This is a genomic window from Flavobacterium sp. T50_26 (assembly GCF_057652995.1).
Genome location: NZ_JBYFCC010000008.1, coordinates 45127 through 66723, shown reverse-complemented (window position 1 = coordinate 66723; position 21597 = coordinate 45127). Strand labels below are relative to the sequence as shown.

Sequence of the window (21597 nt, the reverse complement as noted above, 5' to 3'; positions counted from 1 at the left end):
ACATAATGAAACTTAAATTTTTATTATTATTCCTTTTAATTAGTTCGTCACTTTTGGCACAAAAAGGCACCGTGTCCGGCACTTTAACGGATAAAGACATGAACAATGAGCCACTACCGTTTGCGAATGTTCAGATTAAGGGAACAACCATTGGAACAACAACAGATGAAAATGGTAAATATACTTTGAATGTTGAACCTGGAAATCATGTGGTACAACTTAGTTTTTTGGGTTATGAAACGATTGAAGTTCCTGTAACCATTAAAGAAAATCAAACAGTAACTGTAAATAGAGCTTTAACGGCAGGAGGCGGAATGATGCTTCAAGATGTTGTGGTGCAAACAACGGTGAGCCGCGAAAAAGAAAGTGCTTTGTTGTTAGAACAAAAAGGAGCTATTGAAATAAAGCAGAGTATTGGGGCTTCTGAAATGTCAAGAAAAGGAGTTTCGAATGTTGAACAAGGTGTTCAGAAAATTTCAGGTGTTTCGAAAGTTGCTGACAGAGGTATCTTTGTAAGAGGACTTGATGACAGATACAACTACTTGCAAATAAATGGTTTAAACTTCATTCCTTCTGATCCCAACTTAAAAACAATTCCTTTAAGTTTTATACCGTCTGATATTGTTAGAAATATCAATGTTTACAAAACTTTTAATTCTTCATTATACCAAGATTTTGCTGGTGCTTCTTTGGGTGTTTGGACAAAAGACATTAGTTCAAAATCATACACCAAAATAAGTATTACAGCTGGATATAACTCAAATACAACTTTTAAAAGTTTTAAAACTTCTAATGAAGGTGCTTCAGACTTTTTTGGGTATACGGGAAACAACCGAAATCTTCCTACTGTTTTTGGTGAAAATCAAACTACATCTTATGCTGCTTCTCCTTCAGAATCTAAAGACATGTTTAATTCAAGTTGGTCGCCTGAGAACAACAATGCTCCGCTTAGTGTTGGAACAAGTATTACCAATTCAGATTCGTTTGTGTTGGAAAACGATAGGAGAATTGGATATATTTTCAACATGAATTTTAGCAATAATTACTTGGCACAATCAGGTGTTCGAAGAAATTTGAATTCAGAAGGAACTGCCTTTAAAGATTTTCAAGAAAATATTTTTAAATATACTACTCAAAAATCAGCACTAGCAGGAATAAATTATAAGAAAACGGACAAATACAATTTGTTCTTCAATGCTATTTACCTACAAAATTCTGAAAATACAATTGATGAATTACAAGGTGAAAATACCGATTTTATTACAATTGATAGGCCATTCTTCTTGAGAGATACAAAATATACAGAAAATAGTTCTTTTGGTTTACAACATTACGGAACATTGTATTTTAAAGACAAAAAACAAGTTCTTGATTATGGTATTGCTGCAACAAAAGGTAAAAACAATATGCCTGACAGAAAAATTTTAATTACAGAAGGTGTTGGACAAAATGCTGATTATGTTACTTTTAATGGTGTTGACCCTTTTCGCTTTTTTTCTGTGTTAGACAATACAAATGTGAATGGAAAAGTTGAATACCAATTTAATTTTGGTGAACAAATAGAAAATAAATATAAAAATGTTTTTAAAGTTGGTTATAATGGAGATATGACTTTATTTGATTTCTTTAACAGAACTGTGCGAGTAAATGGGGCTTCATCATTAACCGATACGACTATTGATACTGAAAACCCTCAACCATTTTTTGATACTAATTTTGATAATGGAAATTTATTTTATAGAAGTATTGCTGATCCAACATCAAATGTGGAAATTGTTCAATTTATAAATGCCGGATTTGTAAATTACACGAGAAATTGGGAGAAATTGACTTTAGACGTAGGTGTAAGAGTTGAGTATATGTTCCGAGAAACAAAATATAGAAATGAAACAAATAGTGTAAATGATCCTTTTTTAAAGAAAGATTATACACCATTGGATGTAAATCCGGTTTTAAATCTTAAATATGGACTAAACGAAAAAACGAATTTACGTTTTACTGCCTCAAGAACTTCTTCAAAACCTAGATTAAGAGAAATTCTTCCATTTAGATATCAAGATGGAGATGGAAATTTCACAATTGGTAATGCAGATTTAAAAAACACCGTAAATTACAATGTGGATTTAAAATATGAAACTTTCCCAAATCAATCCTCACTTGTTTCTGCAACTGTGTTTGGTAAATATATTGAAGACCCAATTTCTAGACTTCTGCAAGGTACATCTACAGGATTCTTAACAAAATACGATAATTTTGACTCAGCTTATATTTTTGGATTAGAATTAGAAGCTGCAATTGGATTAAATACATTTTTTAAAGAATCATCTTTAGCTGACAAAACAACAATTGGTATAAACACAATTTTGATGAAGTCAAATGAAGAAGCTAGTAAAGAGAGATTTCCTCAATTAACTTCTACATCAAGATCTTTACAAGGAGCATCTGACTTTATTATTAATGCAGATATTGCATATGAATTGGCAAAAAATGAAAAAGTTGAATCAAAACTATCGTTTATATTCAATACTTTTTCTGATAGAATTTACGCTGTTGGAACAGATGGAGCAGCTGACATAACCCAAAAACCAATTCATCAGTTAGATTTTACTTGGAGAAATACTTTTAATGAAAGATACCAGTTAAACTTATCAATCAGAAATCTTTTAGATCAAAATATTACAGCTACACAAGACCCAACAAGACCAATTGCATTTCCTGACAGATTTAGTGACATTAGTCAAGAATTAAATCAAGGAATTAATGTTGGCTTAGAATTTTCATATACCTTTTAAAATCTTATATTTCAAATACTTAAAGAGGCCTTTTGGTCTCTTTTTTTTATTTATGATAACAATTTATTTACAAATAATTGATTTAACTGTAACTGTTATATAACTTTTACATAACCTCATTTAGATGGGCTACAACTATTTTTGCTAAAACTTAAATAACACAATAAAATGAAAACAAATTTTTTAAAAGCTTTAGCATTAGCAACAGTAATTTTTGCTGTAGGATGTTCTTCAGATGACGACGCAAGCGGTCCAACAGTTCCAAACTTAGAAGGTTCAGTTTTACAAGGAAATATAACCGAAGATTTAAATGTGCCTGCAGGTAATTATAACCTTAAAGGAGTAGTGGTTGTAAAATCTGGTGCAACTTTAACCATTCAACCAGGAACAACATTTACAGTTTCTACTGTAGACCAAGGTTCGGGAACTAATTACTTACAAATTGAACAAGGAGCAAAGATAATTGCTAACGGAACTTCTACAGAACCTATTGTTTTTACAGCTCAATCAAATCAAATTGGAGCATGGGGTGGAATCATCATCAATGGTAAAGCAAGAATTAACGTAACAGGTGGAACTGAAATTGCAGAAGCAGGAGGTTTACTTTATGGCGGTTCAGACGATTCAGACAATTCAGGATCATTAAAATATGTTAGAATAGAATATGCCGGAGCTGCAATAACCGGTGGAACTGCAGAATATAATGCATTTTCTTTCTTTGGTGTAGGTTCTGGAACTGTTTTAGAAAACTTACAAGCTTACAAAGGTGCTGATGATGCTTTTGAATTCTTCGGAGGTTCAGTAAATGCAACAAATTTAGCTGCTTTTGGTTGTGAAGACGATAATATAGACTGGGACAGAGGATATAGAGGTACACTTACAAATATTTGGATTATTCAACCTTCTAATGGTGATTTTGCTTTTGAATGTTCAAACTTACCTGTTGAATTTAATAACACCCCAAGAGCTAATCCAACAGTTTCTAATGTAACTGTTGTAGGAAGTGGAAATGCTGCAAAAGCTGTATTTAACTTTAAAGAAGGAACAGCAGGAATTGTAACAAATGTAGTAGCTTCAAATATTGGATACGGTGTAGATTTAAGAAATCAATTAGGACAATTTCAAGATGGTTCTTTAAAAGTTAATAATGCCAACATAACTTATACAACTGCTTTAACTAAAAATGGTATCACAGGTGATACAACAAACATTGATAGCATTGTAACTGTTAATGCCGGAGCAACTGGAGCAAACACTGCACCTTTTAACGCTGGAACTTGGTTAAGAGAACTGTAAGAATTCTAAAAAATAAAATACTAAATCCCTCTTTTTAAACAAAGAGGGATTTTTTTGGTATAGTATTTGAAATATTTTTTATACATTTACCAAACCAAATCGGAAAGATGAAAAAAAATTACTTTTATACTATTCTTTTAGCGGTTTTTCTTGTTTCTCTGACAGTTTCTGCTCAGGAAAATAAGCCACAGCAACCCAACAAAACTCAGGAAACTACCATTGAGGGGCTTAGCTTTTATCCAAATCCGGTGAGTAACGGAAAAGTGTATATCACTTCAAAATCTTCATTAGCCAAAGAAGTAACCATTTTTGATATTCTTGGAAAAGTTGTGCTTCAAAGCACCATTACTACTAAAGAATTGAATGTTTCTTCACTTTCTCCGGGAATTTATATGATAAAAATCAAAGAAGGGGAAGCTACCGCAACCCGAAAATTGATTATCAAGTAGTTACATTTTCACTTTTTTTATAATTTAATGATTCTTTTACATACTTTTTTTCCTACTCAGAAAAAATGTACTTATCTTTGCACTATAATTTTTATTTAAACATTTATAAAATGAAAAAACTTTACACTTTATCTTTAATTTTATTATCCGCAATCGGATTTGCTCAAACTCCAGTTTTAACTGCGTTTGTTGATGGACCTTGCCCAGGCGGTTTGCCTAAAGTATGTGAAATATATGCTAACGGAACTGTAGATTTTACTCAATTTTCAATTCAAAACCAAACCAATGCAAATACAACATGGGGAACTCCTGTAGATTTGTCTTCTTTTGGAACAAGAACAAATGAGTTTATCTACATCATTTATACAAATAACAATATTGCAGTTGCAACTACTGAATTCCCTTCAATTGTTGCAGGAAATAGCTTAGAAAGCAACCTTATCAACCTTAATGGTGACGATAGATTCCGTATTATTAACACAACTTCAACTGATGTAATTGATCAATTTGGTGTAAGTGATGTTGACGGAACAGATTCTACTTGGGAATGGTTGGATACTTATGCTAAAAGAAATAATGGAACAGGTCCAGACGGTGGATTCGTAGAATCAAATTGGACCATTGCTCCAATAAATACTTTAGATACTGCTGGAACATGTTTAGCTGAACCGGGACCACAAGTACAAACAATTGTGAATTTAGGTTCTTTCACTTTAGGTTTAAACCAAAACGCAATCGCTGGTTTAAAAGTATATCCAAACCCAGTTGTTAACGGAACTCTTTATATTTCTACGCAAGCAAATGCTGAAAGATCTATTCAGATTTATGACATCTTAGGAAAACAAGTTGTAAACAAAGTTACTTCTAACGAAGCTATCAATGTTTCTAACTTAAACGCAGGTGTTTATATCCTTAAAATTACTGAAGAAGGAAAAACTTCATCTAGAAAGTTAGTGATTAACTAATTTTTCTTTACATAAATTTTAAAAGCATCAACGAAAGTTGGTGCTTTTTTTATTCCTATTTTTGCACCGATGAATCCCTATCCAGACATATTTTCTATCAGTAGTCAAAAAGAATTTGAGAAAATAACACTCAAAGTTTTTAGGCATCAATATAATAACAATTTGGTTTATCAGGATTTTTGTTCGTTGCTGAAAAAAGATAAATCGAATGTAAAATCGATAGAAGAAATTCCGTTTCTGCCAATTCAGTTTTTCAAAAGTCATGAAATTGTTAGCTCACAAGATCAAATTCAAGAAACATTTACTAGTAGCGGAACAACCGGAACTATAACAAGTAAACATCTGGTAACTGATGTAACTTTATACGAACAAAGTTTCCGAAAGGCATTTTCACAATTTTACGGAAACATAGAAGATTATGTGGTTTTAGCTCTACTTCCATCCTACCTAGAAAGAGATGGTTCATCGTTAATTTATATGGTCAATGATTTGATTGAAGGTTCAAATCACCCTGAAAGCGGTTTTTATTTGAATAATTATGATGAATTAATTCATAAACTTATCGAACTAGACTCTTCCGGTCAGAATGTGCTTTTAATTGGTGTAACATATGCTCTTTTAGATTTGGTTGAAAAACAATCCTTTCAATTAAAAAATACTATTGTGATGGAAACCGGAGGAATGAAAGGCAAACGAAAAGAAATCATCCGAGAAGAATTGCATGCTATTTTATGCAATGGTTTTGGTGTTCCAACCATTCATTCAGAATATGGCATGACCGAATTATTATCGCAAGCCTATTCATTAGGAAATGGCATTTTTGAATGTCCTCCTTGGATGTCTATTCTCATTCGTGACACCGAAGATGCGTTAACGTATGTTGAATATGGAAAAACCGGCGGAATCAATGTCATCGATTTAGCCAATATTAATTCTTGTTCTTTTATTGCTACACAAGATTTGGGCAAAAAAAATCCCAACCATTCGTTTGAAGTGTTGGGACGTTTTGATTCGAGTGATATTCGTGGTTGTAACTTGATGGTAATTTGATGTTACGAGTTTGAAAGTTGCGGGTTACGAGTTAAACTGCTCGCAAAATAAAATATGTTTTCTTTCCGCGTTGTAATAAGACAAATTCATTGTTGATTAAATCATTTGTTGAAAGCGTAAATTCCTCGGTTACTTTTTCGCGGTTTACAGAAATTGAATTTTCTTTTAACGCTCTTCTGGCTTCGCTATTGGAAGGTAAAAATCCGGATTTTGCTGATAATGCATCAATTATACCGATTCCGTTTTCTAAATCTGCTTTAGATATTTCTGCTTGTGTAATTCCATCAAAAACATCTAAAAATGTTTGCGAATCCAATTGCTTTAAATCTCCCGAAGTCGAATTCCCAAACAAAATAGTTGATGCTTTTACTGCTTTTTCATATTCTTCTCTTGAATGCACAAAAACCGTGATTTCTTCGGCTAATTTCTTTTGTAACAAACGTAAATGCGGTTCTTGCTGATGTTTTTCAATCAAATCTTCTATTGTTTCTTTGTCTAAAAACGTAAAGATTTTGATGTATTTTTCCGCATCAGCATCGGTAGAATTAAACCAAAATTGGTAGAATTTATACGGTGAAGTTTTATCTGCTGTTAACCAAACATTTCCACCTTCCGATTTTCCAAATTTTGAACCATCGGCTTTAGTGATTAATGGAGTTGTTAACGCAAATGCTTTTGCTCCTTCGTCTTCGGTGTTGACGTTTAATCGTCTAACTAATTCCGTTCCGGTGGTGATATTTCCCCACTGATCGGAACCACCCATTTGAAGCAAACAGTTGTAATGTTTATGTAAATGATAAAAATCGTAACCTTGAATTAATTGATAGGTGAATTCTGTGAACGACATTCCTTCTCCATCACCTGAAAAACGTTTTTTTACCGAATCTTTCGACATCATATAATTCACAGTAATTCGTTTACCCACGTCACGAGCAAAATCGATAAACGAAAAATCTTTCATCCAATCATAATTATTCACCATAATTGGAGCATTGGAATCAGTTGAATTGAAATCTAAAAAACGAGACAAAACACCTTTAATTCCTTCAACATTTTTATCTAAAGTTGCTTCATCTAACAAATTTCTTTCATCCGATTTTCCGGATGGATCGCCAATCATTCCGGTAGCTCCACCCACTAAAGCGATGGGTTGATGACCAAAATTTTTAAGGTGAACTAACAAGATGATTTGCACCATGCTTCCAATGTGTAATGAGTCGGCTGTAGGGTCAAATCCGATATAGGCAGTCGTAGATTCTTTTAGCAATTGCTCTTCTGTTCCAGGCATCATATCGTGAAACAATCCTCTCCAACGTAATTCTTCTACTAAATTTTTCATGTATGGATTCTATTTATTTTAAAGGTAACATGGAATCGCTTATTTTTATCGGTGTTTATACAAACATCTTTTAGTGGCGATTTCATGCAAATTAATTTTGGCAAAGATAGTTTTAATTCGATAATTTGAAAATGTAGAACAGAAACATTTATCTTTGTTTTTATGAATTTAGTTACAGGCGGAACCGGCTTAGTTGGTGCACATTTATTACTTCATTTACTTCAGAATGGCGAAAAAGTTCGGGCTTTATTTCGTACAGAAAACAGTATTCAAAAAACAAAAAATCTATTTAATCAATTAAATAACAGTGATTTATTTAATAAAATTGAATGGGTTTCAGGCAATGTAAACGATGTTCCTTCGCTTGAAAAAGCATTTGAAAATGTGGAATATGTTTATCATTGTGCAGCTCTAATTTCGTTTGATGGTGTTGAAGAAGAAAATCTCCGAAAAATTAATATTGAAGGAACGGCCAACGTAGTGAATTGTGCATTGGCTTTTGGTGTTAAAAAATTCTGCTACGTGAGTTCTATTGCTGCTTTGGGCGATTTAAAGGAAAGTGAAACCGTGATTACTGAAGAAACCGAATGGAATCCTGAAAAACCACACAGCGATTATGCACTTTCAAAATTTGGAGCCGAAATGGAAATTTGGCGAGCTGAACAAGAAGGTTTGAATTGTGTAATTGTGAATCCGGGAGTTATTTTAGGCTCAGGTTTTTGGGACTCAGGAAGCGGTGAAATTTTTATGAAAGTAAAAAAAGGAATTCCTTTTTTCACCAAAGGTTCAACAGGATTTGTTGCAGTGGAAGATGTTGTTACGGTAATGTATCAACTTATGAAAAGTGATATTTCAGGCGAACGATTTACTTTAATTAGCGAAAATATAATTTTTAAAGACTTGATTTTTTGGATTGCTGATGGAATAAAAATTAAAAAACCTTCTATGTATGCTAAACCTTGGATGACATCCATTGCGTGGCGTTTAGATTGGTTTTTTTCGATACTGTTTTTTCAAAAAAGAAGATTTTCAAGAGCAACCGCCAAATCGTTACATACAACTGTTTTGTATTCTAATGAGAAAATTAAGTTGCAATTGAATTTTGAATTTCAGCCAATAAAAGAAGTAGTCAAAAAAGTTAGTTTTGCTTTTTTAAAGTAGCTTTAATTTCTTCGATAGCTTTTTTAGTTCTAAGTGAATCTTTGCTTAATGGCTTTTTCCTTTCGGCATTTTTAGCTTCTTTTTCTTGTTCTATTTTCAAGAGACTATCTGCCACTTTTTTGTTTTCAATAATTCGATTTTCTACCGTTTCATACATTTTTTTATATTTCTTTAAATCCGCAGCATAATAAGTAGTGTTTTCTATAAACTGCAAACTGTCGATAGCATATTTTTTGTAGATATAAGTGCGAGACACGATATTATTGTCTGCTAAAATAACCGGATTACTAGAATTCAAAGCGTCTAAAATGCTCATATCATAAAGAATATCAATCATTTTTTCTTCTTCAATAAGTTTAGACGGTTTTTTTACTCCATTGGTATTACAAGAAATAAATACTACTAAAAAAAACAATAAAAGTGATTTTGCTTTCATTTTTTTATCGGTTAAAAAGTAATCGCATACCTGCTTTTGAATCATTTACTTTTGAATTCTGATAAACCAATTCACCATTCACAAACGTGTGCGTAATTCTCGATTTAAAATTAGTTCCTTCCAATGGCGACCATCCACATTTGTAGAGAATATTTTCTTTTTTTACGTTCCATGGCATAGCAGGATTTATCAAAACTAAATCGGCATAAAACCCTTTTTTGATGAATCCTCTATTTTCAATTTTAAAAATTTTGGCGGGATTATGAGCCATTTTTTCTACAATTTTCTCAACAGAAATTTTCCCTTGATGATAGGCTTCAAACATCGCTACAACTGCATGTTGTACTAGTGGTCCACCGGAAGGAGCTTGCAAATAAGGTTGCTTCTTCTCTTCTAATGTATGTGGAGCATGATCCGTGGCAATTACATCAATTCGGTCGTCTAACAATGCTTGCCAAAGTGCTGCTCGATCGGCTTCAGTTTTTACAGCCGGATTCCATTTGATCAAATTTCCTTTCGTGTCGTAATCGGCATTCGTGAACCACAAATGATGAATGCATACTTCTGCTGTGATTTGTTTGTCTTCAACAGGAATTTTATTGGTAAACAATTCCATTTCCTTCGCTGTCGAAAGATGAAAAACATGCAATCGTGCACCGGTTTTTTTGGCTAATGCAATGGCTTTGGAAGAAGAAAGATAGCACGCTTCTTCACTTCTGATTAAATGATGAAACTTCACAGGAACATCATCACCGTATTTTTCTTTGTATAAAGCTAAATTGCTTTGAATGGTGGCTTCGTCTTCGCAATGAACCGCTATAAGCATTTTGGTTGATGAAAATATTTTTTCTAAAACCTCTTCATTATCCACCAACATATTTCCGGTTGATGAACCCAAAAACAATTTTATCCCGGCAACATTTCTTGGATTTGTTTTTAAAACTTCTTCCAAATTATCATTGGTTCCGCCCATCATAAACGAATAATTGGCATGCGAAGTTTCGGCTGCAATTTGGTATTTTTGTTCCAATAATTCCTGCGTCACTGCGTTAGGAACTGTGTTGGGTTGTTCTATAAACGATGTAATTCCGCCCGCTACAGCGGCTCTTGATTCAGAAGCAATATCTGCTTTGTGGGTTAATCCTGGTTCACGAAAATGCACTTGATCATCAATGGCTCCCGGAATTAAAAAATTTCCTTCGGCATCAATAACTTTATATTCAGGTTTGGCACTAATGCTATCTTCAATCTCTACAATTAGCTGATTTTCAATGAGTAAATCACCTTCAAATATCTTTCCTTCGTTAACAATCTTGGCGTTTTTTATTAAGATCCTTTTCATTTTCATTTCGATTATAATCGATTAAATAGTTTTTTTATGCGTAATGAAATCACTCCAAAAACAGCTTCTTTAATGATAGAATTGCTCATTTTGGATTGCCCTTTTGTTCTATCTGTAAAGATAATAGGAACTTCTTTAATTTTAAAACCTTTGCAGTAAGTTCTGTATTTCATTTCGATTTGAAACGCATATCCTACGAATTTAATTTTGTCGAGATTTATTTTTTCAAGTACTTCTCTGCGGTAACAAATGAATCCTGCTGTGGCATCGTGAATTTTCATTCCGGTAATTATTTTTACATAAACCGAAGCAAAATAAGAAAGTAAAACCCTGCTTAATGGCCAATTGACCACATTTACTCCTCGAACATATCGAGAACCAATTGCCATATCGGCTTCTCCGCCTTGACAAGCTTCATACAATTTATTCAAATCTTGCGGATTATGAGAAAAATCGGCATCCATCTCAAAAATAAAATCATAATTGTTTTGCAACGCCCATTTGAATCCGTGCACATACGCCGTTCCCAGTCCGGATTTCTTTTTTCTAACTTTCAAAAAAAGTTGCGATGGAAATTCTTTTTGTAAGGATTCAACAACTTCATAGGTTTTATCCGGTGAATTGTCATCCACAATCAGTATGTGAAAAGTCTTTTCGAGAGCAAAAACTGCCCGAATAATACTTTCAACATTTTCAATTTCGTTGTAGGTTGGAATGACTACTAATCCGTTACTCATAAAAAGACAAAATTTCAAAGCAAAAGTAAACTTTTTATAAACGTTGATTCATAATAAAATTATAATAAAGTGATTGAATTAAAAAAATAGTAATTTTACAAACGAATTATGGACTACATTTTAGAACAACGAATATTGGATAGTAAAGATTGGGCAACAGTTTTGTTTGTCTTGAGCTTTGCATTGATTGCGGTGACCAAAACTTTTTTTGAAGCCCGTTTTAATGAATTTCTAAAATTGTTTGTTACTGATAAATACCTCAAAATCTACAAAGATCCTTCGCACATGATGAGCTGGTTTACGATTAGTTTATTTTTTGTGCAATTGATTTCGTTTGCTTTTTTTATTCTTATTTTGCTGAATTATTTCGGATTAGCTTCTAAAACCGATGGAATAAAATATATTCAGATTATCACTTTGTTAGGTGTTTTTGTACTTTCTAAATATTTGGTTGAAAAAATTATTGCAACTTCCTTTAAAATTGAAGATTTTATGGAACAATTTAATCTTCAAAAAGTGAGTTACCGAACGTTTATTGGCTTATTAATCCTTCCTGTGAATATAATTTTGTATTACAATGATGTTTCTTCAAACCTAATTATTTACGGGATTCTATTGATTATATTGACAGTAAACGCCTTAACATACCTTATTTCATTAAAATCTTATCAAAGTTTACTAATAAGTAAGATGTTTTATTTTATTTTGTATCTTTGTGCCCTTGAAATAGCCCCCTACTATTTTATGTATTATTGGTTTACAAGACGTTAGTTGAACAACAAATTTCGATATGAAAGTGAAAACAATTTTGGTGTCACAACCAGAGCCAAAAGTAGAAAATTCTCCCTACTTTGAGCTTATTCAAAAGCATAAAGTAAAAATCGATTTCAGACCCTTTATTCATGTCGAAGGTGTTCCGGTAAAAGATATTAGAAGTCAAAAAATTGACTTGCACAATTTCACGGCCATCATCTTAACCAGTAGAAATTCTGTAGATCATTTTTTTAGGGTAGCCGAAGAAATGCGTTATAAAGTTCCTGAAGATTTGAAATATTTTTGTCAATCAGAAGCCGTTGCTTTTTATTTACAGAAATACGTTATCTACAGAAAACGAAAAATATATGTCGGCCAAAAAGATTTTGTAGATTTATCTCCACTGATTAAAAAATACAAAGAAGAAAAGTTTTTATTGCCAGCGTCCGATCAATTAAATTTTGATGTTCCTCAAACGTTAGACGGTTTGAAAGTAAATTGGACTCAAGGTATTTTTTACAGAACTGTTATGAGTGATTTAACGGATTTAGCTGATGTTTACTATGATGTGTTGGCCTTTTTTAGCCCAACCGGAATAAAATCATTGTTTAAAAACTTCCCTGATTTTCAACAAAATGAAACAAGAATTGCGGTTTTTGGAAGCACTACACAAAAAGAAGCGATAGATCATGGTTTAAGAGTAGATATTATGGCTCCGTCTCCGGAAGCTCCATCAATGACAATGGCATTAGAAAAATATATTGCTAAGACGAATAAGGATAAATAATAAAAATAACTTGAAAATAGACAGAAAAGAGTTGTGAAATTTAATTTTTACAACTCTTTTTTTATTAAACTTTTTTATTTTTTTTTTCAAATTCTTCTACAATTTCTTTTTTGAATGCCAACAAATTCACTTCTGCTTTATTCAATTTAAGAATCGGTTTTTTATAGATTACAGGCAAAACTTGATTTGGCTCAAGTTCCAAAATCTCAATAAGCTTTACAAAAACAGAAAACATCAATTCAGACTTACCGTTTTCAATTCTAGCATAATGACTTTGCGAAAGTTTCAATTGACCAGCAACATAGTCTTGTGAATAATCTTTTATTTTTCGTTGTTGCCTGATAATTTCAAGAATGTCTTGCCCCATAGATTTAAAAATAATTTTATTGTTAAATTTAGTTGAATAGGGAGCTTTCAAAAATAAATAAAAATCGCACAAAAAAAAATTTTATTAAGAAAAATAATATGCTCATAATGACTATTTAATCCAAAATTTGAATTATCTATTTGAATGAAAATATGAGCTTTCGATTCAAATTGGACAAATGAATAGTAATGATAATGCGATTTCTCCCTTTGGTCGAAATGACAAACGAGAAGGAAAAATTAGGATTGCATCAAAACAAATTATTGCGTTGGCTAGAGTTTTATACAAAAAACCGCAATTTTTAATTCTAGACGAAGCTACATCTGCTATGGATCGAAATACTGAAAACTTTACAATGCAATTACTTCAAAAGATAAAACCTACTTGTGCCATTTTGTTTATTTCGCATCGTTTAAACACCTTGAAAACGTATGCAGATGAAATTTATATTCTCGAAAATAAAACAATTAGTTTGAAAGGAACCCATGATGCGTTGCTTGAAACAAAAAATTTTTATAGTGATTTCTACAATTAAAAAGAGTTCCACAAATTTGCAGAACTCTTTTCGTTTGGTTAGTTAGTGTAAAATTATAATTGAGGTCCGGACTTCACTAAGTTTCGTCCTTCTTCATTGTCTGTATATTGTACGAAGTTTTTAATAAACAAATCAGCTAAATTGGATGCTTTTGCCGTCCAATCATCTGAGTTATTATATGTGTCTCGAGGATCTAAAATAGCACTATCGACATTATTTAAAGCAGTTGGTACTTCAAAATTAAAAATCGGGATTATTTTTGTTTCCGCTTTTTCAATTGAACCATCCAAAATGGCATCAATGATTGCTCTGGTATCTTTTATAGAAATTCGTTTCCCTGTACCATTCCAACCTGTGTTAACCATATAAGCAGTCGCTTCGTGTTGTTCCATTTTCTTAACCAATTCTTGTCCGTATTTGGTTGGATGAAGTGATAAAAATGCTTTTCCGAAACAAGCTGAAAAAGTAGGTTGTGGTTCAGTCACACCTCTTTCTGTTCCGGCTAATTTTGCCGTAAATCCTGAAAGGAAATAATATTTTGTTTGTTCTGGTGTTAATTTAGAAACCGGAGGCATAACACCAAAAGCATCTGCTGTCAAGAAAATAACCTTAGTTGCGTGACCCGCTTTTGAAACCGGTTTTACAATATTTTGAATGTGATTAATAGGATAAGAAACTCGCGTATTTTGCGTTACAGAACCATCTTTAAAATCGATTTTCCCGTTTGCATCCAACGTTACGTTTTCCAATAAAGCATCTTTTTTAATTGCTCCATAAATATCCGGTTCATTTTCTTTACTTAAATCGATGGTTTTTGCATAACAACCACCTTCAAAGTTAAAAACACCTTCGTCATCCCAACCGTGCTCATCGTCACCAATTAATTCACGTTTTGGATCGGTTGACAACGTTGTTTTTCCTGTTCCCGACAATCCGAAGAAAACGGCCACATCGCCATCTTTTCCTTTGTTAGCAGAACAATGCATCGAAGCAATTCCTTGTAAAGGCAAATAGTAATTCATCATCGAGAAAAGTCCTTTTTTCATTTCTCCACCATACCAGGTTCCACCGATGATTTGAACTTTTTCAGTTAAATTGAACGCCACATATACTTCCGAATTTAATCCGTGTTCTTCATAGTTTTTGAAAGATGTTTTAGAACCATTCATGACAATAAAATCAGGCTCACCAAAATTTTCCAATTCTTGTTCCGTTGGACGGATGAACATATTTTTGACAAAATGTGCTTGCCAAGCCACTTCCATAATGAATCTAACTTTTAAACGAGTGTTTTCGTTTGCACCACAAAAAGCATCCACTACAAATAATCTTTTTCCGGAAAGTTGATTAACTGTCGTTTCCTTTAAAGCATCCCAAGTCACTTTTGAAATAGGTTTGTTATCGTTTGGTGCTTTTGGAGAGTTCCACCAAATGGTATCTCTCGTCACGTCGTCTTCTACAATATATTTATCTTTTGGCGATCTTCCGGTAAATTCTCCCGTCATTACATTTACCGCTCCTAATTCTGATAATTGTCCTTTTTCGTATCCTTCTAACTTTGAACTTAGTTCTTCTTCATATAAGAATTCAAACGATGGATTATAAACAATTTCTTGTGTGTTTTTGATTCCGTACTTTTCTAACGAAATCGATTTCGTAAATTGAGCGTATGTTTCCATAAATTTACCGTTTAGTTGTGTTTAAATATTTGGCAAAAGTAAAAATTAAATCTTTACAATTGATAATTTGTTGAAAATTTATCCTTTTTGTTTAAGAATGTTCAAAAACAGAGCTGACCAAGCACTTATTAATAGCAATCCCCCAATTGGCGTTATTGGCCCTAAAAACTTAAAATCAATAGAAGTTAAGTCGTTTGTTGCCAATAAATAGATAGAACCCGAAAAAAACAAAACGCCAACTAAAACCAATATCAAAATAATTTTTTTTGTTTTATCAGACAGTAAAACGGTTGTTCCTAAAAACAATAAAAAAAGTGTGTGATAAAATTGGTAGCGAACACCGGTTTCAAAACTGACTAATTGATTTTCGTTTAAAACTTCTTTTAACGCATGAGCTCCAAATGCTCCTAAAATGATTGCAATTACTCCCAAGACGGCAGCAACTAGTATAATTTTTCTATTCATTTCATAATATAATAATCAAAATTACGGAATTATTTTTCAACCTCAAATGGAATTAACATTGTAAAATTTGTTAGGAATATAACATCTAACTACATTTGTGTGATTTTTATACAAAATGACATGAGAAATATATTGATTATTGGTGCCGGCCGTTCTGCCTCTTCGTTAATAAAATACCTTTTAAATAAATCTGAATCAGAAAATTTAAGGCTTACTATTGCTGATTTATCTTTGGAACTGGCTCAGAAAAAAACCAATAATCATCCCAACGCATTGCCTATCCAATTAGACATTGCTAATGTTGAGCAACGCCAAAAAGAAGTACAAAAAGCAGACATCGTTATCTCAATGCTACCTGCACACTTGCATACGGAAATTGCCGAAGATTGTCTTGCTTTCAACAAACACATGGTGACGGCTTCCTATATCAGTCCGAAAATGCAAGAATTAGACAGTCAGGCAAAAGAAAAAGGATTAATTTTTATGAATGAAATTGGTCTGGATCCCGGAATTGATCACATGAGTGCCATGAAAATCATTGATGAAATTAGAGAAAAAGGCGGAAAAATGATTCAATTTGAATCGTTTTGTGGCGGATTAGTAGCTCCCGAAAGCGATACCAATTTATGGAATTACAAATTTTCGTGGAATCCCAGAAATGTAGTTTTAGCCGGGCAAGGCGGTGTTTCAAAATTTATTCAGGAAGGAAAATACAAATACATTCCTTACAACAAATTATTTCGTAGAACTGAATTTTTGGAAGTAGAAGGTTACGGACGATTTGAAGGTTATGCCAACCGTGATTCATTAAAATACAGAAGCATTTATGGTTTAGATAACATTTTAACCATGTATCGCGGCACTTTACGAAGAGTAGGTTATTCAAAAGCGTGGGATATGTTAGTTCAACTAGGAATGACAGATGACACCTATTCTATGGAAAATTCTGAGAACATGTCTTACCGTGATTTTACGAATTCATTTTTGCCTTATCATCCTTCGGATTCGGTGGAATTGAAGTTACGTCATTATCTTAAAATTGATCAAGACGATGTGATTTGGGATAAATTTGAGGAATTAGATTTATTTGATTCTACCAAAAAAGCAGGAATCAAAAATGCAACACCGGCTCAATATTTAGAGCATATTTTAGCCGAAAAATGGGCTCTTCAGCCCGAAGATAAAGATATGATTGTGATGTATCACAAATTTGGTTATGAACTCAACGGTCAGAAAAAGCAAATTGACAGTTGTATGGTTTGTTTAGGCGATGATCAAACGTATACGGCTATGGCTAAAACAGTTGGCCTACCTGTTGCCATTGCTACGCTACAAATTTTAAACGGAAACATCACAACGCCTGGAGTTCAACTGCCAACTAAAAAAGAGGTATATGAACCAATTTTGAAAGAATTGGAGTCGTTTGGAGTCGTTTTTAATGATAAAGAAGTGCCGTATATGGGTTATAACCCTAATAATGTAGGAAGCTAATTATTTGGAAGATTTGTTGTGTTTATTAATTTCATCTTGCAATTGACGACCTAACTTTTGCTCTTTTTCGAGTGCTTTTCGTTTGTAATCTTCGTAATCTTCTTCCAGTTTTTCAAGATTATTTTTTGCTTCGCTGGATGTTGATTTGGCTCCTTTGAGTTGAAACAAAAACACTATTAAAATAAGTAATAAAACCGAAACAATTCCCCACATAATCAAATTATAGTTCGTTTTACTGATTGAAGCTCCAAAAAATGAAACATTATCCTGAGCTGTTTTTAGTTGATCAAGTTCTGCTTGGGTAGTTTTTAAAGTATCCTTTAGTTGTTGAACAGTGGTTGCGTGATTTGAAAATTCGCTTTTTAATTCTTCTAATTCGTTTTTAAATCGGTTAACAGAATCAAGACTATTTCGTTTTAAAATCGTTAGAAAATCTCTTTTTACGACTTTGTATTCCTGAAAATTATTTGATTTTTGAACCACATAATCAAATTGTTTATCTAATGTTCCGTTCATCGAAGCTTGTCCGCCATTCTGAATAGAATCTTGTGCAAATGAAAATGTTATAACAAATAAAAAAAGGAATAAATAAATATATTTTTTCATGAGATGAAGTTTGGTCTGGTTGATTAACAAATTTAATTTTTTTAGTTTAAGAATCCTAATAGATTTTTTTAGTCTGTAATTCTTTAAGAAATCTAAATTTATACTATTGTAACTTTAAAATTGATTTTTTAGTATTTATGAAAGTAATTTTATATTTTTAATTAAAATTTATAACTATGAAAATCAATTCGCTTGAAATAGAAATTGACGGTATTGACAAAGAAATTCTTCGTGATTTGATGGAAGATGCTCGAAAACCCATTTTACAGATTGCCAATAAAATAGGAATTTCCGGTGCGGCTATTCATCAGCGGTTGCGAAAACTGGAAGAAGCCGGTGTGATTTCGGGTTCTAAATTTGTGATTAATAATAAAGTGTTGGGTTATAAAACAATGGCTTTTGTTGGGATTTATTTGGATAAAGCTTCAAGTAATTCGGATGCTGTGCGAGAATTGAAAAAAATACCGGAAGTGTTGGAATGTCATTATACAACCGGAAATTGGAGCATTTTGGTTAAGATAATTTGTAGAGATAACGAACATTTGATGCAATTGCTTAATAAAAAAATTCAGCCGATTGATGGGGTTTCGAGAACGGAGACGTTTATTTCGTTAGAACAGCAGATTGAGCGGCAGATACAGTTGTAGGCGTTGCGGGTTTGATGGTTGCGGGTTGCGGGTTGCTGGTTTATGCTGCGATGAAAGGAAGGCACGAAGTTTTTGTTTGCGATGAAGACAATGTAGAATGAAAATTATTTGAAAACTGAAGGTGAAAATTTTTTTCTCACAGAAGACACGGAAAACACAGAAAAGAAATTGCTTCGCAATGACAAAATTGGGTGAAAACTGTGACTGAAAACTGGATACTGATTACCATTCCTTTCTAGCCCCGATTGAAGTGGAAATCTTTTTGTTTCGAGCTTTGCTCGTGAACAAAAAATTGCAACGTAAAGCGGGAATATGGTTTCCTGAAAAAGCCCGAGCCATTCGCTTCCAAAAAAAAATCCGCTACGATGGTAACGGATTTTATTGTTTTTATTTTTGAATTAGTCTCTGGAACCAAATACTTGGAGAGCCCAATATAGTAAGGACGCTAATGCACCGATTGCGGCTACTAAATAAGTTCTGGCAGCCCATTTTAAGGCATCTGCGGCTCCTTCGTATTCTTGTTGACCAACCATATTTGCTTTCTTTAACCAAGCTAAAGCTCTGTTACTTGCATCGTATTCTACAGGTAAAGTAATGAAGCTGAACGTGGTAGCTAACGCCATCATCACTAAACCAGCGATGGCTACGTAAAATCCGATTGCACTTCCGGAGGCGGCTCCTAAAATTAAACCACCAATTACTAACCATTGCGACATTCCTGAAGAAACGTTGACAACAGGTACTAATTTGGAGCGTAATGTTAACCATTCGTAGGCAGTTGCGTGTTGCACTGCGTGACCAACTTCGTGAGCGGCAACGGCTGCTGCAGCGGCATTACGTTGGTTGTAAACGGCTTCACTCAGGTTTACTGTTTTGTCAGTTGGATTGTAGTGATCGGTTAAACGACCGGGAGTTGAGATGACTTTTACGTCATGAATTCCGTGGTCTTCAAGCATTCGTTGAGCAATTTCGGCTCCACTCATTCCGTTTCGCAATTGAACTTTGGAATAAAATTCAAATTTTTTCTTCAGTTGATTACTTACTAACCAACTTACTAAAGCGATTGCACCGATTAAAATATAATATCCTATCATTTTTGTTCTTTTTAAAATATAAAGTTACAAATATATAGCAAATTGCAAGCCAAATTTATGTGAATTCTTTTTGCTGTAATTTTGTCAGGTTTTTAAAAGAACACAACACCAACCATCAATCGGTTTTGGCCGTTTTCTTTTACCGTATTAGACACGCTAGCATAATCGGATTTCCATTTTCCGTTGGTGAAAGCAAATTCGTAACCCACATTTAAACGAATGCTCAATTTCTCTTTACGTTTTAAATTAAATGCTACTGATGGTCCGGCATAAAAAATATCATTTTTCAAACTGACGTGACCGGAATTATTTTCAGGGTTCAAATCGTTTAAATTGATATCATTATCACGAGAATATAGATTCAAGTCGTTGTGAGTGTACGCCACATTTAATCCACCGGACAATAAAATTCTGGATTTATTTACAAAATTATAATGTCCTCGAAGTCGTAAAGTTCCACTTGCCAATTTATTTTCAGTTGTGTTGTTTTTCTTGGTAGAATAGCTCGAAGATAGATCCATATCAAAAGAGTATTTCTCCCATAACGAATTAATTCCAATTGTTAACTCCGGCATAGCTTCTCTAATTTCTGGCATTCCTGATGCTCTAATTTTTTGGTTCAAAGAAAAATCGTTGTAAAAAACACCACCTACACCGATGTACAAATCCATCTTGGGCAATACACATTTTTTTTCGTCGGTTGAAATCGTTTCCTGCTCTTGTGCAAAAGTGAACTGAGCCAACAATACTACTGCAATAAAAAAGATTTTTTTCATGTTTTTTAAATTTAAAATTGTAGTTAATAAAAGTGAGAAATTAGTTAGAAATTGAATTTTATGATTTTAATACAATAACTTAATTTTTGGATAAATAGTATGTTTTTCCACTAATAAGTTAAAAATCCGATAAGTGAAACTCCTATTCCAACATAATAATTTGTAAAATCACTTGTGGTGGCAAACTTTGGTGCTCCCATGGCTTGACGGTATTTTGCTTTGGCAGTGAGATAAACATCCGGAAAACGATCATTGTCATAAACTTTAACAGCAGCTTCTACGCCGGGTTGAAGAATGTAGAAATAATTGGTTTCAATGCGTTTGGCTGATTCGCTCACACCATATTCATCCCAAAACTCTTCTGTAACATCACGATCAACCAACGTAGCCATTGCTAAACCGTTGTTCAATTGCAGACCAATTCTGAATTTTTCTTTTTTGATTAAATCAAATTGATTGAGCCAACTTATTTCGCTGTATTGAACAGCGGGATTAAATACATCGTATTGAAAATCGGTTTTCATTTTTCGGGAAGCATAGCTTATGTTGATACCGGTGGACCAATTTTCACGAACATAATATCGAATATCCATTGAAAAACCGATGAAATTGGTTGATAAAATTGGGCTGTAGAAACCAGAAAAATCAAAAGCAATTTCGTTTGGCAAGACTTGCGTTTCAACCATTTCTTCTTCTTGAGCAAACAAAAAGGAACTGCAAAACAAAGCAAAGAATAGTAGTCGTGATTTCATAAGCAGAAGGAATTTGAATTAAATTTATGAAATCAAAAAATCTGCCAAAAAAATTGATTTAGGTATTGTTTAACACTT

Annotated in this window: 22 protein-coding genes; 11 read left to right on the top strand and 11 right to left on the bottom strand. The window is 33.1% G+C overall.

All coding sequences use genetic code 11. From position 1 onward, the window contains the following. The first annotated feature begins 5 nt into the window (after positions 1 to 5). From AC23MC_RS06400 to AC23MC_RS06380, 5 genes are all read left to right on the top strand, one after another. Complete coding sequence (locus tag AC23MC_RS06400) at positions 6 to 2792, top strand: TonB-dependent receptor (protein ID WP_487567578.1); 2787 nt, start codon at positions 6 to 8, stop codon at positions 2790 to 2792. Positions 2793 to 2960: 168 nt separating this feature from the next. Further along, positions 2961 to 4088, top strand: coding sequence for a hypothetical protein (locus AC23MC_RS06395; protein ID WP_396149551.1), 1128 nt, complete (start codon positions 2961 to 2963; stop codon positions 4086 to 4088). Positions 4089 to 4195: 107 nt separating this feature from the next. Beyond that, positions 4196 to 4537: a T9SS type A sorting domain-containing protein gene (locus AC23MC_RS06390; protein ID WP_487567579.1), complete on the top strand. Its 342-nt coding sequence runs from the start codon at positions 4196 to 4198 to the stop codon at positions 4535 to 4537. Between the two features lie 110 nt (positions 4538 to 4647). Further along, complete coding sequence (locus AC23MC_RS06385; RefSeq protein WP_487567580.1) at positions 4648 to 5502, top strand: T9SS type A sorting domain-containing protein; 855 nt, start codon at positions 4648 to 4650, stop codon at positions 5500 to 5502. A 69-nt stretch (positions 5503 to 5571) separates the two neighbouring features. Continuing rightward, on the top strand, positions 5572 to 6552 hold the full coding sequence (locus tag AC23MC_RS06380; protein ID WP_487567581.1) for a LuxE/PaaK family acyltransferase: 981 nt from the start codon (positions 5572 to 5574) through the stop codon (positions 6550 to 6552). A 31-nt stretch (positions 6553 to 6583) separates the two neighbouring features. Here the strand turns inward: AC23MC_RS06380 and tyrS are convergent, their stop codons facing one another. Beyond that, complete coding sequence (gene tyrS / locus AC23MC_RS06375; protein ID WP_487567582.1) at positions 6584 to 7891, bottom strand: tyrosine--tRNA ligase; 1308 nt, start codon at positions 7889 to 7891, stop codon at positions 6584 to 6586. A gap of 162 nt (positions 7892 to 8053) precedes the next feature. Between tyrS and AC23MC_RS06370 the strand changes: the two genes are divergently transcribed. After that, the gene (locus AC23MC_RS06370) at positions 8054 to 9052 is read left to right on the top strand and encodes an NAD-dependent epimerase/dehydratase family protein (protein ID WP_487567583.1); all 999 of its coding nucleotides are present in this window, start codon (positions 8054 to 8056) and stop codon (positions 9050 to 9052) included. On the opposite strand, the gene AC23MC_RS06365 is transcribed toward AC23MC_RS06370, so the two are convergent. Genes AC23MC_RS06365 through AC23MC_RS06355 form a run of 3 tightly spaced genes read right to left on the bottom strand, consistent with a single transcriptional unit; the run spans position 9030 to position 11567 of the window. Continuing rightward, positions 9030 to 9488 (bottom strand): DUF4296 domain-containing protein, encoded by a 459-nt coding sequence (locus tag AC23MC_RS06365; protein ID WP_487567584.1) that lies wholly within the window; start codon positions 9486 to 9488, stop codon positions 9030 to 9032. The two genes, AC23MC_RS06370 and AC23MC_RS06365, sit on opposite strands and share 23 nt — an antisense overlap. A gap of 4 nt (positions 9489 to 9492) precedes the next feature. Continuing rightward, positions 9493 to 10830, bottom strand: coding sequence for a dihydroorotase (locus AC23MC_RS06360; protein ID WP_487567585.1), 1338 nt, complete (start codon positions 10828 to 10830; stop codon positions 9493 to 9495). An 11-nt stretch (positions 10831 to 10841) separates the two neighbouring features. After that, complete coding sequence (locus AC23MC_RS06355) at positions 10842 to 11567, bottom strand: polyprenol monophosphomannose synthase (RefSeq protein WP_487567586.1); 726 nt, start codon at positions 11565 to 11567, stop codon at positions 10842 to 10844. Between the two features lie 108 nt (positions 11568 to 11675). Here AC23MC_RS06355 and AC23MC_RS06350 point away from each other — a divergent pair, with 108 nt between their 5' ends. Both AC23MC_RS06350 and AC23MC_RS06345 read left to right on the top strand, forming a co-directional pair. Next, the gene (locus tag AC23MC_RS06350; RefSeq protein WP_487567587.1) at positions 11676 to 12338 is read left to right on the top strand and encodes a DUF4271 domain-containing protein; all 663 of its coding nucleotides are present in this window, start codon (positions 11676 to 11678) and stop codon (positions 12336 to 12338) included. Between the two features lie 19 nt (positions 12339 to 12357). Next, the gene (locus tag AC23MC_RS06345; RefSeq protein WP_487567588.1) at positions 12358 to 13107 is read left to right on the top strand and encodes a uroporphyrinogen-III synthase; all 750 of its coding nucleotides are present in this window, start codon (positions 12358 to 12360) and stop codon (positions 13105 to 13107) included. A gap of 64 nt (positions 13108 to 13171) precedes the next feature. On the opposite strand, the gene AC23MC_RS06340 is transcribed toward AC23MC_RS06345, so the two are convergent. Continuing rightward, positions 13172 to 13474, bottom strand: coding sequence for a helix-turn-helix domain-containing protein (locus AC23MC_RS06340; protein WP_487567589.1), 303 nt, complete (start codon positions 13472 to 13474; stop codon positions 13172 to 13174). Between the two features lie 178 nt (positions 13475 to 13652). On the opposite strand from AC23MC_RS06340, the gene AC23MC_RS06335 reads away from it, so the two are divergent. Further along, complete coding sequence (locus AC23MC_RS06335; protein ID WP_487567590.1) at positions 13653 to 14009, top strand: hypothetical protein; 357 nt, start codon at positions 13653 to 13655, stop codon at positions 14007 to 14009. A 53-nt stretch (positions 14010 to 14062) separates the two neighbouring features. Here AC23MC_RS06335 and pckA read toward each other — a convergent pair whose 3' ends face one another. Beyond that, on the bottom strand, positions 14063 to 15688 hold the full coding sequence (pckA, locus tag AC23MC_RS06330) for a phosphoenolpyruvate carboxykinase (ATP) (protein ID WP_487567591.1): 1626 nt from the start codon (positions 15686 to 15688) through the stop codon (positions 14063 to 14065). 78 nt (positions 15689 to 15766) lie between these two features. Next, complete coding sequence (locus AC23MC_RS06325; protein WP_487567592.1) at positions 15767 to 16153, bottom strand: DUF423 domain-containing protein; 387 nt, start codon at positions 16151 to 16153, stop codon at positions 15767 to 15769. Between the two features lie 120 nt (positions 16154 to 16273). Here AC23MC_RS06325 and AC23MC_RS06320 point away from each other — a divergent pair, with 120 nt between their 5' ends. Then, on the top strand, positions 16274 to 17644 hold the full coding sequence (locus AC23MC_RS06320) for a saccharopine dehydrogenase family protein (RefSeq protein WP_487567593.1): 1371 nt from the start codon (positions 16274 to 16276) through the stop codon (positions 17642 to 17644). Here the strand turns inward: AC23MC_RS06320 and AC23MC_RS06315 are convergent, their stop codons facing one another. Continuing rightward, entirely contained in the window at positions 17645 to 18250 is a 606-nt protein-coding gene (locus AC23MC_RS06315) for a tRNA (guanine-N1)-methyltransferase (protein ID WP_487567594.1), read from the bottom strand. 176 nt (positions 18251 to 18426) lie between these two features. On the opposite strand from AC23MC_RS06315, the gene AC23MC_RS06310 reads away from it, so the two are divergent. Continuing rightward, a complete protein-coding gene (locus tag AC23MC_RS06310; RefSeq protein ID WP_248432505.1) occupies positions 18427 to 18897 on the top strand; it encodes an Lrp/AsnC family transcriptional regulator in 471 nt (156 codons plus the stop codon). 398 nt (positions 18898 to 19295) lie between these two features. On the opposite strand, the gene AC23MC_RS06305 is transcribed toward AC23MC_RS06310, so the two are convergent. The 3 genes from AC23MC_RS06305 to AC23MC_RS06295 all read right to left on the bottom strand — a co-directional run bounded on the left by AC23MC_RS06305 (position 19296) and on the right by AC23MC_RS06295 (position 21519). Continuing rightward, the gene (locus AC23MC_RS06305; RefSeq protein ID WP_487567595.1) at positions 19296 to 19991 is read right to left on the bottom strand and encodes a zinc metallopeptidase; all 696 of its coding nucleotides are present in this window, start codon (positions 19989 to 19991) and stop codon (positions 19296 to 19298) included. A 92-nt stretch (positions 19992 to 20083) separates the two neighbouring features. Further along, on the bottom strand, positions 20084 to 20767 hold the full coding sequence (locus AC23MC_RS06300; RefSeq protein ID WP_487567596.1) for a hypothetical protein: 684 nt from the start codon (positions 20765 to 20767) through the stop codon (positions 20084 to 20086). A 110-nt stretch (positions 20768 to 20877) separates the two neighbouring features. Beyond that, positions 20878 to 21519, bottom strand: coding sequence for a hypothetical protein (locus AC23MC_RS06295; protein ID WP_487567597.1), 642 nt, complete (start codon positions 21517 to 21519; stop codon positions 20878 to 20880). Positions 21520 to 21597 lie beyond the last annotated feature (78 nt).

What these genes read in the sequence shown, in the direction of transcription:
- AC23MC_RS06400 (WP_487567578.1), top strand. Translation starts at nt 6, where the DNA reads ATGAAACTTAAATTTTTATTATTATTCCTTTTAATTAGTTCGTCACTT.
- AC23MC_RS06395 (WP_396149551.1), top strand. Translation starts at nt 2,961, where the DNA reads ATGAAAACAAATTTTTTAAAAGCTTTAGCATTAGCAACAGTAATTTTT.
- AC23MC_RS06390 (WP_487567579.1), top strand. Translation starts at nt 4,196, where the DNA reads ATGAAAAAAAATTACTTTTATACTATTCTTTTAGCGGTTTTTCTTGTT.
- AC23MC_RS06385 (WP_487567580.1), top strand. Translation starts at nt 4,648, where the DNA reads ATGAAAAAACTTTACACTTTATCTTTAATTTTATTATCCGCAATCGGA.
- AC23MC_RS06380 (WP_487567581.1), top strand. Translation starts at nt 5,572, where the DNA reads ATGAATCCCTATCCAGACATATTTTCTATCAGTAGTCAAAAAGAATTT.
- tyrS (WP_487567582.1), bottom strand. Translation starts at nt 7,891, where the DNA reads ATGAAAAATTTAGTAGAAGAATTACGTTGGAGAGGATTGTTTCACGAT.
- AC23MC_RS06370 (WP_487567583.1), top strand. Translation starts at nt 8,054, where the DNA reads ATGAATTTAGTTACAGGCGGAACCGGCTTAGTTGGTGCACATTTATTA.
- AC23MC_RS06365 (WP_487567584.1), bottom strand. Translation starts at nt 9,488, where the DNA reads ATGAAAGCAAAATCACTTTTATTGTTTTTTTTAGTAGTATTTATTTCT.
- AC23MC_RS06360 (WP_487567585.1), bottom strand. Translation starts at nt 10,830, where the DNA reads ATGAAAAGGATCTTAATAAAAAACGCCAAGATTGTTAACGAAGGAAAG.
- AC23MC_RS06355 (WP_487567586.1), bottom strand. Translation starts at nt 11,567, where the DNA reads ATGAGTAACGGATTAGTAGTCATTCCAACCTACAACGAAATTGAAAAT.
- AC23MC_RS06350 (WP_487567587.1), top strand. Translation starts at nt 11,676, where the DNA reads ATGGACTACATTTTAGAACAACGAATATTGGATAGTAAAGATTGGGCA.
- AC23MC_RS06345 (WP_487567588.1), top strand. Translation starts at nt 12,358, where the DNA reads ATGAAAGTGAAAACAATTTTGGTGTCACAACCAGAGCCAAAAGTAGAA.
- AC23MC_RS06340 (WP_487567589.1), bottom strand. Translation starts at nt 13,474, where the DNA reads ATGGGGCAAGACATTCTTGAAATTATCAGGCAACAACGAAAAATAAAA.
- AC23MC_RS06335 (WP_487567590.1), top strand. Translation starts at nt 13,653, where the DNA reads ATGAATAGTAATGATAATGCGATTTCTCCCTTTGGTCGAAATGACAAA.
- pckA (WP_487567591.1), bottom strand. Translation starts at nt 15,688, where the DNA reads ATGGAAACATACGCTCAATTTACGAAATCGATTTCGTTAGAAAAGTAC.
- AC23MC_RS06325 (WP_487567592.1), bottom strand. Translation starts at nt 16,153, where the DNA reads ATGAATAGAAAAATTATACTAGTTGCTGCCGTCTTGGGAGTAATTGCA.
- AC23MC_RS06320 (WP_487567593.1), top strand. Translation starts at nt 16,274, where the DNA reads ATGAGAAATATATTGATTATTGGTGCCGGCCGTTCTGCCTCTTCGTTA.
- AC23MC_RS06315 (WP_487567594.1), bottom strand. Translation starts at nt 18,250, where the DNA reads ATGAAAAAATATATTTATTTATTCCTTTTTTTATTTGTTATAACATTT.
- AC23MC_RS06310 (WP_248432505.1), top strand. Translation starts at nt 18,427, where the DNA reads ATGAAAATCAATTCGCTTGAAATAGAAATTGACGGTATTGACAAAGAA.
- AC23MC_RS06305 (WP_487567595.1), bottom strand. Translation starts at nt 19,991, where the DNA reads ATGATAGGATATTATATTTTAATCGGTGCAATCGCTTTAGTAAGTTGG.
- AC23MC_RS06300 (WP_487567596.1), bottom strand. Translation starts at nt 20,767, where the DNA reads ATGAAAAAAATCTTTTTTATTGCAGTAGTATTGTTGGCTCAGTTCACT.
- AC23MC_RS06295 (WP_487567597.1), bottom strand. Translation starts at nt 21,519, where the DNA reads ATGAAATCACGACTACTATTCTTTGCTTTGTTTTGCAGTTCCTTTTTG.